This window comes from Schaalia odontolytica (assembly GCF_024584435.1).
GTDB lineage: Bacteria > Actinomycetota > Actinomycetes > Actinomycetales > Actinomycetaceae > Pauljensenia.
The window spans coordinates 2,320,284-2,334,309 of sequence record NZ_CP102197.1; the positions used below are offsets into that span (position 1 = coordinate 2,320,284).

12 protein-coding genes are annotated in these 14,026 nt (G+C 68.2%); all 12 read left to right on the forward strand.

What is annotated here, in order from left to right; genetic code table 11:
* Positions 1 to 23 precede the first annotated feature (23 nt).
* The 12 genes from NQK35_RS10205 to NQK35_RS10260 are packed head-to-tail and all read left to right on the forward strand — an operon-like array spanning position 24 to position 14,024.
* Positions 24 to 578, forward strand: coding sequence for an NADH-quinone oxidoreductase subunit B (locus tag NQK35_RS10205; protein WP_009212459.1), 555 nt, complete (start codon positions 24 to 26; stop codon positions 576 to 578).
* Positions 575 to 1,312 (forward strand): NADH-quinone oxidoreductase subunit C, encoded by a 738-nt coding sequence (locus NQK35_RS10210; RefSeq protein WP_257114112.1) that lies wholly within the window; start codon positions 575 to 577, stop codon positions 1,310 to 1,312. Before NQK35_RS10205 ends, NQK35_RS10210 begins: the two co-directional genes overlap by 4 nt.
* The gene (locus NQK35_RS10215; RefSeq protein ID WP_257114113.1) at positions 1,312 to 2,658 is read left to right on the forward strand and encodes an NADH-quinone oxidoreductase subunit D; all 1,347 of its coding nucleotides are present in this window, start codon (positions 1,312 to 1,314) and stop codon (positions 2,656 to 2,658) included. The genes NQK35_RS10210 and NQK35_RS10215 overlap by 1 nt, the downstream gene beginning before the upstream one ends.
* Entirely contained in the window at positions 2,655 to 3,362 is a 708-nt protein-coding gene (nuoE, locus tag NQK35_RS10220; protein WP_009212456.1) for an NADH-quinone oxidoreductase subunit NuoE, read from the forward strand. Before NQK35_RS10215 ends, nuoE begins: the two co-directional genes overlap by 4 nt.
* Positions 3,359 to 4,663 (forward strand): NADH-quinone oxidoreductase subunit NuoF, encoded by a 1,305-nt coding sequence (nuoF, locus tag NQK35_RS10225; RefSeq protein WP_048741009.1) that lies wholly within the window; start codon positions 3,359 to 3,361, stop codon positions 4,661 to 4,663. The genes nuoE and nuoF overlap by 4 nt, the downstream gene beginning before the upstream one ends.
* On the forward strand, positions 4,660 to 7,218 hold the full coding sequence (locus NQK35_RS10230) for an NADH-quinone oxidoreductase subunit G (protein ID WP_257114115.1): 2,559 nt from the start codon (positions 4,660 to 4,662) through the stop codon (positions 7,216 to 7,218). Before nuoF ends, NQK35_RS10230 begins: the two co-directional genes overlap by 4 nt.
* Complete coding sequence (gene nuoH, locus NQK35_RS10235) at positions 7,218 to 8,546, forward strand: NADH-quinone oxidoreductase subunit NuoH (RefSeq protein ID WP_034232123.1); 1,329 nt, start codon at positions 7,218 to 7,220, stop codon at positions 8,544 to 8,546. Before NQK35_RS10230 ends, nuoH begins: the two co-directional genes overlap by 1 nt.
* Positions 8,539 to 9,192 carry an NADH-quinone oxidoreductase subunit NuoI gene (nuoI, locus tag NQK35_RS10240; RefSeq protein WP_009212451.1) on the forward strand — a complete coding sequence of 218 codons (654 nt, stop codon included), beginning with the start codon at positions 8,539 to 8,541 and terminating at the stop codon, positions 9,190 to 9,192. The genes nuoH and nuoI overlap by 8 nt, the downstream gene beginning before the upstream one ends.
* A complete protein-coding gene (locus NQK35_RS10245; protein WP_257114116.1) occupies positions 9,189 to 10,166 on the forward strand; it encodes an NADH-quinone oxidoreductase subunit J in 978 nt (325 codons plus the stop codon). The genes nuoI and NQK35_RS10245 overlap by 4 nt, the downstream gene beginning before the upstream one ends.
* A complete protein-coding gene (nuoK, locus tag NQK35_RS10250) occupies positions 10,163 to 10,462 on the forward strand; it encodes an NADH-quinone oxidoreductase subunit NuoK (protein ID WP_009212449.1) in 300 nt (99 codons plus the stop codon). The genes NQK35_RS10245 and nuoK overlap by 4 nt, the downstream gene beginning before the upstream one ends.
* Positions 10,463 to 10,477: 15 nt before the next feature.
* A complete protein-coding gene (gene nuoL, locus NQK35_RS10255) occupies positions 10,478 to 12,454 on the forward strand; it encodes an NADH-quinone oxidoreductase subunit L (protein ID WP_257114117.1) in 1,977 nt (658 codons plus the stop codon).
* Between the two features lie 25 nt (positions 12,455 to 12,479).
* Positions 12,480 to 14,024 (forward strand): complex I subunit 4 family protein, encoded by a 1,545-nt coding sequence (locus NQK35_RS10260; RefSeq protein WP_009212447.1) that lies wholly within the window; start codon positions 12,480 to 12,482, stop codon positions 14,022 to 14,024.
* Positions 14,025 to 14,026: the final 2 nt, after the last annotated feature.

A 14,026-nucleotide genomic window follows, 5' to 3' on the forward strand; every position in this document is an offset into this window, starting at 1 on the left:
GAAGAAGAGTAAGGAAGAAACAAGTGGGACTGGAAGAATCCCTGCCCGCGGGCATCGCGCTCACCAGCGTTGAGAAAGTCCTCGGCCTCGCACGCAAGTACAGCCAGTGGCCCGTCACCATGGGCCTGGCGTGCTGCGCCATCGAAATGATGGCCGCCGGAACCCCCCGATTCGACATGGCGCGCTTCGGCCTTGAGGTCTTCCGCGCCTCCCCGCGGCACTCCGACATGATGATCGTCTCGGGCCGCGTCTCCCACAAGATGGCCCCCATCATCCGACGCGTCTACGACTCCATGCCCGAACCCAAGTGGGTCATCTCCATGGGCGCCTGCGCGTCCTCCGGCGGCGTCTTCAACAACTACGCCGTCGTCCAGGGCTGCGACCACATCGTCCCCGTCGACGTCTACCTGCCCGGCTGCCCGCCGCGCCCCGAGGCCCTCATCCACGCGGTTCTCGTCCTGCGCGAGCAGATCGGCAAGGAACCCCTGGGCGTCCACCGCCGGGAGATCGCCCGCAAAGCCGAGCAGGCCGCCCTCGAAGCCACGCCCACCCACCAGATGAAGGGACTCCTGGCATGAGCGACCTGTCGATCCCCGAGGACAACGCGCCCGCCCCAGCCGACGCGGCCCCCGCCCAGCGCGGCTTCGCCCTGCCCGAGCCCATCGCCCACCGCGAAGGCCTCTTCGGCGCGGGCACCGACTCCTCCACCTCCGGCTTTGCCGGACTCGTCGCCGACTCCTTCCTGCCCGGCGAGGCCTCGCGCCCCTACGGCTCCTGGTTCGACCAGGTCGTCGACGTCCTCGAAGAGCTCATCGCGGCCGACGGCCTGAAGGTGTCCGACGTCATCGAAAAGGTCACCGTCGACCGCGGACAGCTCGGTATCTTCGTCGCCCGCGAGCACATCGTGCGCGTCGCCTCCTACCTGCGCGACGACCCCGACCTGCGTTTCGAAATGTGCCTGGGAACCAACGGCGTCCACTACCCCCTCGACAAGGGGCGCGAGCTGCACGCCATCTACCCCCTGTACTCGATCACGCACAACCGTCTGATCCGCCTCGAAGTCACCTGCCCCGACTCCGACCCGCGCATCCCCTCCATCGTCTCGGTCTACCCGGCCAACGACTGGCAGGAACGCGAAACCTGGGACCTCATCGGCATCATCTTCACGGGGCACCCCTCCCTGACGCGGACCGCGATGCCCGACGACTGGGTCGGACACCCCCAGCGCAAGGACTACCCCCTGGGCGGCATTCCCGTCGAATTCAAGGGCGCCGTCACGGCCTCCGCCGACGTCCGTAGGAGTGTGAACTGATGACCAACGCCTTCCGCGCGCCCGCCGGCGCGAGCGACCTGCCCCTCGAGGACATCCCCGAGGTCCTCACCCAGGGCGGCGACTGGGACGACGTCCTGCACGAGATCGAGGCCATCACCTCCGAACGCATCGTCGTCAACCTCGGCCCCGTCCACCCCTCCACCCACGGCGTGCTGCGCCTCATCCTCGAGCTCGACGGCGAAAAGGTCCGCGAAACCCGCGTTGACACCGGCTACCTGCACACCGGCATCGAGAAGAACATGGAGTACCGCACGTGGACCCAGGGCGTGGCATACTGCACGCGCATGGACTACGTCGCCCCCTTCTTCCAGGAGGCCGCCTACTGCCTCGGCGTCGAGAAACTGCTCGGCATCACCGAGGACGTGCCCGAACGCGCCAGCCTCATCCGCGTGCTCATGATGGAGCTGTGCCGCATCGCCTCCCACCTGGTCGCCATCGGCTCGACCGGCAACGAGATGGGCGCCACCACGATCATGACGATCGGCTTCCGCGCCCGCGAGGAGATCCTGCGCGTCTTCGAACGCATCTCCGGCCTGCGCATGAACCACGAGTACATTCGCCCCGGCGGCGTCGTCCAGGACATCGGCGAGGGCACGACGGACTACATCCGCGACCGCCTGCGCCGCGCCCGCAAGGACATCGGCGAGCTGCAGGACATCCTGGTGGAGAACCCGATCTTCAAGAAGCGCCTGTGCGACGTGGCCGTCATGCCGCTGAGCGCCCTCATGGCGCTGGGCACCACCGGGCCGGGCGTGCGCGCCGCCGGACTGCCCCTCGACCTGCGCAAGTCCCAGCCCTACTGCGGCTACGAGAACTTCGAGTTCGACGTGCCCACCCGCGACAAGTCGGACGTCTACAACCGCACGATGGTCCGCTTCGACGAGTGCTACGAATCCATGCGCATCGTGTGGCAGGTCCTGGCCAAGCTCGACGAATGCGAGGGGGCGCCCACCATGGTCGCCGACCCCGAGATCGCCTGGCCCGCCCGACTGGCGGTCGCCACCGACGGCCAGGGCACCAGCGCCGACCACGTCCGCGAGATCATGGGGGAGTCCATGGAATCCCTCATCCACCACTTCAAGCTCGTCACGGAGGGCTTCCACGTGCCCGCCGGCCAGGTCTACCAGACCGTCGAGCACGCGAAGGGAATCCTCGGCGTCCACCTGGTCTCCGACGGCGGAACCCGCCCGTTCCGAGCCCACTTCCGCGACCCCTCCTTCGCCAACCTGCAATCGCTGGCCATGATGACCGAAGGCGGCCAGCTGGCCGACGTGGTCGTCTCCCTGGCCGCTATCGACCCCGTTCTCGGAGGCGTTGACCGATGAGCTACACACCCGACACCCTGGCGCGCCTGCAGGCAGACGCCGCCCAGATCATCGCCCGCTACCCGCAGGGCCACGCCCGCAGCGCCCTGCTGCCGATGCTCCACCTGATCCAGTCGGTTGACGGCTACGTCAGCCCCGACGGCATCGACTTCATCAGCGCCACCCTGGAGCTGCCGCGCGCCGAGATCAGCGCGGTCGCCACCTTCTACACCCAGTACAAGCGCCACCCCACCGGCGACTACCTCGTGGGCGTGTGCACGAACGCGCTGTGCGCCGTCATGGGCGGGGACGAGATCTGGGAGAAGGTCTCCGACAAGGTCGGCGTCGGAAGCGACGAGACCAGTGCGGATGGCCGCATCACCCTCGAACGCATCGAGTGCAACGCCGCGTGCGACTACGCGCCCGTCGTCATGGTCAACTGGGAGTTCTTCGACAACCAGACGCCGGAGTCGGCCGCGGCGATGATCGACGACATCCAGGAGGGCCGCGACATCCACCCGACCCGTGGCCCCGTCGTCGCCCCGACCTTCAAGGAGAACGAGCGCGTCCTGGCGGGCTTCCTCGACGGCCACGAGGACGAGGGACCCTCCGCCGGCCAATCCACCCTGCTGGGCCGACGCATCGCCGAGGAGCACGGCTGGACCGAACCGGTTGCACTCGGCGCCGCCGAGGCCACCGACCCGAAGGGAGAGGACGCGAAGTGAGCACCGCATACGCTGCGCCCGGGCCGCTGACCCCGATCATCACCAACGGGTGGGGCGAGGAACGCTCCTGGACCCTGGACTCCTACCGCGCGCGCGGAGGCTACCTGGGCCTCGAGAAGGCGCGCGCCATGGACCCCGCCGACATCGTCGCCGCCGTCAAGGACTCGGGCCTGCGAGGCCGAGGAGGCGCAGGCTTCCCCTCGGGCCTCAAGTGGTCCTTCCTGCCCCCCGCCGACGGAGGCCCCCGATACCTCGTCGTCAACGCGGATGAGTCCGAGCCGGGAACCTGCAAGGACATCCCGCTCATCATGGGTAACCCGCACGTCCTCATCGAGGGCATCGCGATCACGTCGCGGGCGATCGGCTGCGACCACGCGTTCGTCTACCTGCGCGGCGAGGTCACGCACGTGTACCGCCGCCTCCTCAGCGCCGTGCGCGAGGCCACCGAAGCGGGCGTGCTCGGCGATCTGCGCATCACCGCCCACGCGGGCGCGGGCGCCTACATCTGCGGCGAGGAAACCGCGCTCCTCGACTCGCTCGAGGGACGCCGCGGTCATCCGCGCCTCAAGCCCCCCTTCCCCGCGGTCGCAGGCCTGTACGCCCGTCCCACGGTCGTCAACAACGTCGAGACCATCGCTCAGGTGGCGGGCATTTTCCGCAACTCGCCGCAGTGGTTCGCGTCGATGGGCACCGAGAAGTCCAAGGGCCACGGAATCTTCTCCGTCTCCGGCCACGTCGCCAATCCCGGCCAGTTCGAGGCCCCCTTCGGCATCACGATGCGCGAACTCATCGATATGGCGGGCGGTATCCGCGAGGGGCACACGCTGAAGTTCTGGACGCCCGGCGGCTCCTCGACCCCGATCTTCACGCAGGACGAGCTCGACACCCCGCTCGACTACGAGTCCGTGGGCGCGGCCGGGTCCATGCTCGGCACCCGCGCCCTGCAGGTGTTCGACGAGACCGTCTCGGTGGTGCGCGTCATCACCCGGTGGTCCGAGTTCTATCAGCACGAGTCCTGCGGCAAGTGCACGCCCTGCCGCGAGGGGACCTACTGGATGAAGCAGATCATGCTGCGCCTTGAGCGGGGTGAAGGCCGCCCCGGCGACGTCGACCTGCTCGACGAGATCGCTCACAACATCGCCGGCCGCAGCTTCTGCCCGCTCGGTGATGCCGCAGCAACCCCGATTATGTCGGGCATCAAGCGCTTCCGCGACGAGTTCGAAGCCGGGCTGACCACGCCCGCCCGCGAGCTTTTCCCCTACGAGGCGTCCGCTAACTACGCGCGAGGAGGTGGCCGATGAGCGACGCTGCCAACATGATCGACGTCACCATCGACGACGTTCAGGTTTCAGTCCCCAAGGGCACGCTCGTGATCCGCGCCGCCGAGCAGGCGGGCATCCGGATCCCGCGCTTCTGCGACCACCCGCTGCTGGCCCCGGTCGCCGCGTGCCGCCAGTGCCTGGTCGAGGTCGGCATGCCCGACCGCAACACGGGCGAGCTGCGCTTCATGCCCAAGCCCCAGCCCTCCTGCGCGCAGACCGTCACCCCCGGCATGGTCGTCAAGACCCAGCACACCTCCGAGGTATCCAAGCGCGCCCAGCACGGCGTCATGGAGTTCCTGCTCATCAACCACCCGTTGGACTGCCCCGTGTGCGATAAGGGCGGCGAGTGCCCCCTGCAGAACCAGGCGATGAGCGATGGGCGCGCCACCTCCCGCTTCACGGACGCCAAGCGCACCTTCAAGAAGCCACTTCGCCTCACCTCCCAGATCCTCCTGGATCGCGAGCGCTGCATCCTGTGCCAGCGCTGCGTGCGCTTCGGCAAGGAGATCTCCGGCGACGTGTTCATGGACCTGCAGGGCCGCGGCGGCGGCAGCGCCCCCACCGACGATCACTCCTTCATGGGTGAGCAGGTCGGAGGCTTCGACACGACCACCCTGGACTTCTTTGACCCGACGGCCGTTGATGCCTCAACGTCGACGCTGTCCTCGCCCTTCGGCACCGACGCGATCGTGGGCTCCCTGAACGAGGGCGAGCTCTGCGTTGCCGAACGCGACGTGTCGGGCCGCGCCTTCGCCTCCTACTTCTCGGGCAACATCATCCAGATCTGCCCGGTCGGCGCCCTCACCGCCGCCTCCTACCGTTTCCGAGCCCGCCCCTTCGACCTCGTCTCCACGGCCGCCGTCACCGAGCACGACGCCTCCGGGTCGGCGATCCGCCAGGATATTCGCCGCGGCGAGGTCGTTCGCCGGATGAGCGGCAACGACCCCGAGGTCAACGAGGAGTGGATTACCGACAAGGACCGCTTCGCCTTCGAATGGGACAAGGTTGACCGCCTGACGGTCCCGCTCGTGCGCGAGAAGGGCGAGCTGGTTCCCACCTCCTGGTCCGACGCGCTGGACCGCGTGCGCGGGGGCCTTGAGCAGGCGGGTTCGTCCGTGGGCTTCCTGCCCGGCGGGCACCTGACCTTCGAGGACGCGTGGGCGTGGTCCAAGTTCGCCCGCACGGTCGTGGGCAGCGACTCCATCGACTTCCGCTCCCGCCCCTCCAGCGAGGAGGAGCGCTCCTTCCTGGCCTCCCACGTGGCCGGGACCGGCCTGGCCACCACGTACGCGGACCTCGAGAGCGCCGGACAGGTTCTCCTCGTCGCCCTCGAACCCGAGGACGAGTGCGGCGCCATGTTCCTGCGCCTGCGCAAGGGAGTGCGCAAGTCGGGCCTCGCGGTCGCCTCGATCGCACCCTTCACCTCGGCGGGATCGCGCAAGATGAACGCCCGAGTCCTGCACGCGGCCCCCGGCGCCGAACCCGCGCTCGTGGACGAGATCCGCGTCGGCGGACGATTCGACGACCTCGCCGGTGCCCTCGCCGACGGCATCGTTCTCGTCGGCGAGCGCGCGGGCGCCACCCCCGGCCTGCTCTCCGCCGTCGTCGCCCTGGCCGAGCGCACGGGCGCGCGCCTCGCGTGGGTGCCCCGCCGCGCCGGCGACCGGGCCGCCGTCGAGGCCGGCCTGCTGCCGGGGCTGGCCCCCTTCGGCCGAGGAATCGACGAGGCCGGAGCCGCCTCCCTCGGGTGGGGCGATCTGCCCGAGCGCGGCCTGGACGCCTCGCAGATGATCGAGGCGGCGGCCTCCGGTTCCCTCGGTGCCCTCGTCGTCGGCGGCGTTGACGTGCGAGACTTCCCCGATCCGGCGCTCCTACGCCGCGCCCTCGACGAGGTCCCCTTCCTGGTATCCCTCGAGGTCCGCTCCTCCGAGGTGAGCGAACGCGCGGACGTCGTCCTTCCCGTGGCACCCGCGGTCGAGAAGAACGGCACGTACATCAACTGGGAGGGACGCCTGCGTCCCTTCGGCCAGGCTCGCTCGGCGACCTCCCTGACCGACCGCGATGTTCTCGTTCGACTGACCGAGGAGTTCGACGACGACTTGGGCGTCACCGCCCTGTCGGACCTGTACGCCGAGGTCAACGCCCTCATGGATTGGGACGGCGAGCCGCAGGAGTTCGCGGCGGTTGCCCCGGCCGCGGCTCCCGCCCCGGAGCCGGGCCGCGTCCTCGTCGCCTCCCACAAGCCCATGATCGACGCCGGACGCCTCCAGGACGGAGCCCCGTGGCTGGCCGGATCGGCCCGACGCCCCGTCCTCCTGGCCTCCGCGGCCACGCTGGCCCGTGCCGGCATCGCCCCCGGGGCCGATGCGACGCTCGAGACTGAGCGCGGAAGCGTCACCCTTCCGGCCGCTATCGGCGACCTGCCCGACGGCGTCGCGTGGGTTCCCGAATGCTCGGTCGGCTCCGTCCTACACGAGCGCCTCGGCGGTGTCGGCACCGTCGCGACGCTGCGCGCCACGCAGGAGGTGGCATGATGACACTCGCACCCTTCGCAGTCCCGGAGTACTCCGCCGCGGACTTTAGTCACGAGACCTGGTGGCTCAGCCTCATCAAGGCCGTCTTCATCATCGTCTTCCTGATCGCCAACGTGCTCATCGCCCTGTGGGTGGAGCGCCGAGGCCTGGGTCGCATGCAGACGCGTCCGGGCCCGAACGTGGCAGGCCCCCTGGGTCTCTTCCAGGCCTTCGCCGACGCCGGTAAGCTCCTCTTCAAAGAGGACATGTGGACCCGTCGGGCCGAGAGGTTCCTGTACTTCCTGGCCCCCGCGATCGCCGCCTTCGCCGCGTTCAGCGTCTTCGCGGTCATCCCCATGGGACCCAACGTGAGGATCGCCGGCATCTCGACGCCCCTGCAGCTGACTGACATGCCCGTCGCCTCCCTTTACATTCTGGCCATGGCGTCGGTGGGCCTGTACGGCATCGTCCTCGGTGGTTGGTCGACCCGCTCGACCCTGCCCCTGTACGGCGCCGTGCGATCCACCGCCCAGGTCATCTCCTACGAGCTGGCCATGGGCCTGTCCCTCGTGAGCGTCTTCCTCATGTCGGGCTCCATGTCCACCTCGCAGATCGTCGCCGCCCAGGGACAGTTCTGGTGGGGCTTCACGCTCCTGCCGGCCTTCGTCATCTACTGCATCAGTGCCACCGGCGAGGTCAACCGACTGCCCTTCGACCTTCCCGAGGCCGAGGGCGAGCTCGTCGCCGGACACATGACCGAGTACTCCTCGATGAAGTTCGGCTGGTACTACCTCTCCGAGTACGTCAATATGCTCAACGTCTCGGCCGTGGCCACCACGATGTTCTTCGGGGGCTGGCACGCGCCCTGGCCGCTGTCCCACGTCGAGTTCCTCAACTCCGGCTGGTGGGGCATGCTGTGGTTCTTCCTCAAGCTCTGGTTCTTCATGTTCCTGCTGGTGTGGACCCGCGCGACTCTGCTGCGCTTCCGCTACGACCAGTTCATGAACTTCGGGTGGAAGCGCCTCATGCCCATCGCCCTGGGATGGCTCGTGCTTGTCGCCCTCGTGCGCGGCATCACCCAGTTCGTTGAGGTTCCCACCCCCTACCTCTTCGGAGGAGTCGGGGTCCTCTTCCTCATCGCCCTGGTGATCATCTGGCTGACCGACAGGCCCGAACCCGAGCCGGTCCCGCCATCCGAGCGCGACTACACGGGCTTCGAGGACGGCTTCCCCGTCCCGCCCCTGCCCGGACAGACCCCCGTCGCCTCGCCGCGCGCCGCCGCCACCATTGAGGGCGAGCTGGCCACGGCCGGGGCATCCGACAGCCCGAAGGAGAGCACCGATGAGTGAGAAGACCACCGACGAGGACATGCTCTTCGAGCACGACCCCAAGGGTGCGTTCGCCCAGTTCGTCGCACCCATGGCCGGCTACGGCGTTACGCTGTCGTCCTTCTTCCGGCCCACCGTCACCGAGCAGTACCCCCGTGAACCCGCGCGAGTCATGCCCCGCTTCCACGGACGTCACCAGCTCAACCGCTACGACGACGGCCTGGAGAAGTGCGTGGGCTGTGAGCTGTGCGCGTGGGCGTGCCCCGCCGACGCCATCTTCGTCGAGGCCGCCTCCAATACCCCCGACGAGCAGTACTCGGCGGGCGAACGCTACGGCCGCGTCTACCAGATCAACTACCTGCGATGCATCTTCTGCGGCATGTGCATCGAAGCGTGCCCCACGCGGGCACTGACGATGACGAACGACTTCGAGATCGCCACGTACACGCGCGAGGACGACATCTACGAGAAGGAAGACCTGCTGGTTCCCCTCTCCGAGGGAATGCTCGCAGCGCCTCATCCCATGGTCGAGGGAAAGAACGACATCGACTACTACCGCGGGGAAGTCACCGGCCCCACCGCCGACCAGGTCGACTGGGTCGCGGCCCGCCGCCCAGACGACCCCTCCCTCAAGACGGTACGAGTCGCGCAGGAGGCACGCTCATGAACCTGTCCATCGATTGGCCCCTCATGGAGTCAACGGGGGAGATCATCCTCTTCGTGTGCACGGCCATCGCCATGGTGGCGTGCGCCCTGGGGGTCCTCTTCTGCAAGAAGGCCGCCCACGCCGTCATCTGCATGGTCGGCGTCATGCTCGGCCTCGCGATCCTGTACATCGCCAATAGCGCTCCCTTCATGGGAGTCGCCCAGATCGTCGTGTACACGGGCGCCATCATGATGCTGTTCCTGTTCGTCATCATGCTCATCGGTATCGGCGCCTCCGACGACTACGTGCGTCAGAGCCGCGGGGCGATCGTCGGGTCCGTCCTCGGCGGGCTCGGGCTCGCTCTCATCATCGCGACGGCGATCGTGAAGTCCTCCCACGCCGCGCACGCCCCCAGCAAGGCAACCCCCACCTCCGACGAACCGATCACCGACCTGGCGATCATGCTCTTCCAGGAGCACTGGCTGAGCATGGAGCTCGCCGGTGCCCTGCTCATCACGGCGGCCGTCGGCGCGATGCTGCTCACCCACTCCGATCGTCTGACCGCCAAGGCCGATCAGGCGCAGACCGCGCGCTCCAAGATGCGGGCCTTCGAAGAGAAGGGTGCGCGCATCGGTCAGCTTCCCGCCCCCGGCGTCTACGCCCAGTCGAATGCGGCGGACGTGCCGGCGCTCTCGGGCGAGACGCTCGGTCCCGTCGAGGAATCCGTGCCCCGCGTCCTGCGCGTACGCGGCCTGACCCGCACGATCGGCGAGGTCACCCCCGAGGTCTCCGCCCAGCTCACCCTCGCTCGCACCGATCGGGACGGCGCCTCCTCCGAGGCGGAGTCGCCCTACGCGATCGGGCGCACGCCCGACGTTCCCCGTTCCGGCTCCTTCGGGATGCCCGGCGCCACCGCGCCCACCGGACTGGCACAGCCCCAGCCTCGTCGCCGGCGCACAACCACCCCCACTGAGAAGAAGGAGGAGAGCAAGTGAGTCTCGCCTGGTACCTCATCCTTGCGGGTGTGCTGTTCGGAATCGGAGCGACGACGGTCCTCGTGCGCCGCAGCGCGGTCATCGCGCTCATGGGCGTCGAGATGATGCTCAACGCGGCGAACCTCGTCCTCGTGACGTTCTCGCGCATCAACTCCAACATTGACGGCCAGATCATGGCGTTCTTCGTCATGGTCGTGGCAGCCGCCGAAGTCGTCGTCGGCCTGTCGATCATCGTGTCCATCTACCGTTCGCGCTCGACCACGAGCGTGGACGACCTGAACCTGCTGAAGAACTGAAGGAGGACGTAACGCATGACCACCTTCGTTTTTGCGCAGGCCGTTGGAGCCACCGACGTGGTTGCGGCCTCGGGGCCCGCATCCTACGCGTGGCTCCTCATCCTGATCCCGCTCGCCTCCTCCGGCCTTCTCCTGCTCCTGGGGCGGGCCTCGAACCGGTGGGGACACCTGCTGGCCACGGCAGCGTCGTGGGCGACCTTTATCGTCGGCGCGCTCATTGCCGCCCAGATGTGGAGCGCTCCCGAGAGCGCGCGCCGCTTTACCCAGACGCTCTTCACGTGGATCCCCGCCGGTGATTTCACCGTGAACTTCGGGCTGCTTGTCGATCCCCTCTCCATCACCTTCGTGATCCTGGTGACCTTCGTCGGCTCGCTCATCCACGTCTACGCGATCGCCTACATGGCGCACGACCCGGCCAGGCGCCGCTTCTTCGCCTACCTGAACTTCTTCATCGCGGCGATGCTGACGCTGGTCCTGGCCGACTCCTACGCCGGGCTCTTCGCCGGCTGGGAGGGCGTGGGCCTCGCATCCTACTTGCTCATCGGCTTCTGGAACCACGTTCCCGCCAACGCCGTTGCCGCGAAGAAGGCGTTCATCATGAACCGCGTGGGCGACATGGGCATGCTCATCGCCATGATGGCGATGGTCGCCTCCTTCCACTCGGTGACCTTCGCGGATGTGTCCTCGAAGGTCGCCTCGGTTCCGACCGCGTCCGCGACCGTCATCGGGTTCTTCCTGCTGGTCGCCGCCTGCGGTAAGTCCGCCCAGTTCCCCCTGCAGGCGTGGCTGGGTGACGCGATGGCCGGGCCGACGCCCGTGTCCGCGCTCATTCACGCCGCCACCATGGTTACCGCCGGCGTCTACCTGATCGTCCGCTCCGGCGCGGTCTTCGTCGCCGCCCCCGTCGCCGCGACCGGCGTCGCCGTCATCGGCGCGATCACCCTGCTCTTCGGAGCGATCGTCGGCTCGGCCAAGGACGACATGAAGAAGGTCCTCGCGGCCTCCACCATGAGCCAGATCGGCTACATGATGCTTGGCGCCGGGCTGGGTCCCATCGGCTGGGCGTTCGCGATCTTCCACCTCTTCACCCACGGCTTCTTCAAGGCCCTCATGTTCCTGGGAGCCGGCTCCGTCATGCACGGCATGGGCGACCAGGTCAACATGCGTCGCTTCGGTGCCCTGCGAGGCGCCATGAAGGTCACGTGGCTGACGTTCATGATGGGCTGGCTCGCCATCCTCGGCGTCCCGCCCCTGTCCGGCTACTGGTCGAAGGACAAGATCATCGAGGCTGCCTTCAGCGCCCACAGCTTCGGCAGCGCCGAGGCCGCGTGGGTCGGCTGGGTCTACGGACTCGTCGCCCTGGTCGGCGCCGGGGTCACGGCCTTCTACATGTCGCGCCTCTTCTTCATGACCTTCCACGGCAAGGCCCGCTGGACCACCGAGGCCGAGGGAGCCGCCGTGCACCCCCACGAGTCCGGCCCCCTCATGACGGTCCCGATGATCGTCCTCGCCATCGGTGCGGTCCTCCTGGGCGGCGCGCTCTCCGTGGGTGACACCTTCATCAACTGGCTTGCTCCCGCGATCGGTCACGTCGAGCACGGCCACCCCGTCCTGAACGAGTACGTGATCCAGGGCGCGACCCTCGCCCTCGTGGTCGTCGGCGCGCTTGTCGCGTGGATGAAGTACAGTCGCGACGAGGTTCCCACCTCCGTTCCCGCCGGAAACGCCCTCACCGAGGCCGCCCGCCGCGACCTCTACCAGGACACCGTCAACGAGACCCTGTTCATGATGCCCGCCAAGGGGCTGGTGACCGTCGCCAGAGTCGGGGACGCGAGCGCCATCGACGGTGTGCTTCGCGGCCTGGGGGGCGGCTCCCAGATGCTTGGGCGCGTCGTCGGAGTGACCCAGAACGGGCTCGTGCGCACGTACGCCGCCTACATTCTCGGCGGCGTCATCATCGCCCTGGCCATCGTCCTCGGATTCAGGCTCTAAGGGGTACACGACAATGGAAAGTGCAATGGTTGCTGCTAACTTCCCGTGGCTGTCCGTCCTCGTGGCCGTTCCGGCCGCGGGCGCGGCCCTCCTCGGCTTCGTTCCGCCCCTGCGACGCGCCGCAGGACGCGTCCTCGCCCTCGCGTGTGCCCTCGTCGAGCTCGCGCTCGGCGTCGCCGCCGCCGTCACCGTCTTCGACTGGTCGGCCCCCGCCACGTACCAGGTGTACGAGAGCCACGAGTGGATCCCGCAGATGGGCATCACCTGGTCGCTGGGCGTCAACGCCCTCGGCCTGGTCATGATCCTCCTGGCCCTCGGTCTCGTCCCCCTCGTCCTCATCGCGGGATGGAACGAGGAGGAGGCCGACGATCGCGGAGCCTACCCGGCCCTCGTGCTGGCCCTCCAGGCGTTCATGGTCGTCATCTTCGCCGCCTACGACCTGGTGGTCTTCTACGTCGCCTTCGAAGCAATGCTCGTCCCCCTCTACCTGATGATCGGTCGCTACGGCACCGGGGAGGAGGCAGCTCGCCACAGGGCCGCCATGAAGTTCCTCCTCTACTCGCTGTTCGGCGGCCTGGTCATGCTCGGTGGAATCCTCTTCCTGTGGGCCAGCGCGTCGCGCGCGGCGGACGGAGCCTCCACGTTCTTCCGCCTGGACACCCTCGCCTCGACCCTTCCCGGCGCGGCATCCTCCGTGCAGATGGTCGTCTTCGTGACCTTCATGGTTGCCTTCGCGATCAAGGCGCCCATGGTTCCGGTTCACACGTGGCTGCCCGACACGGCCGCCGTCGCGCGCCCCGGCACCTCCGTTCTGCTCGTGGGCGTGCTCGACAAGATCGGCACCTTCGGCATGATCACGCTGTGCCTCCAGCTCACGCCCACCGCCTCGTCGCACGCGAAGTGGGTCATGTGCGTCCTCGCCGTCATCTCCATCGTGTGGGGCGGCCTGGCCGCCAACGGCCAGAACGACATCATGCGCCTTGTGTCCTACACCTCGGTGTCTCACTTCGGTTTCATGGTCCTGGGAATCTTCATCGGATCGAACCTCGCCCTGGTCGGAGCCATGTTCTACATGGTGGCCCACGGCGTGTCGATCGCCGCGATGTTCCTGCTCTCGGGCTGGCTCGCGCGCCGCGGTGGTACGCAGGACATGCGCGAATACGTCGGGATGCAGCGCGTCACGCCCGTCCTGGCGGGCCTGTGGCTCGTCTCGGGCCTGGCCTCGATCGCCCTTCCCGGCCTGTCGGGCTTTGTTCCCGAGTATCTGGTCCTCATGGGGACGTGGACGGTGAACGCGCCGCTGGCGCTCGTGGCCGTCATCGGTGTCGTGATCGCGGCCATGTACGTGCTCATGCCCTACCAGCGCGTCTTCACCGGAGCGCCCGGCAAGGGCAAGGAGGAGCTGGTCGACCTTGGCGGTCGCGAACGAGGCGTGATGGCGCCGCTGGTCGTCGCGATGCTCGTCCTCGGTATCTGGTCGGCCCCCCTCGTCGGAGCACTGACTCCGGTTGCTGATAGTTTCGGCCACCCGGCCACGGCGCCGGCCGCCGCTGAAGGGAGCGCACAGTGAAC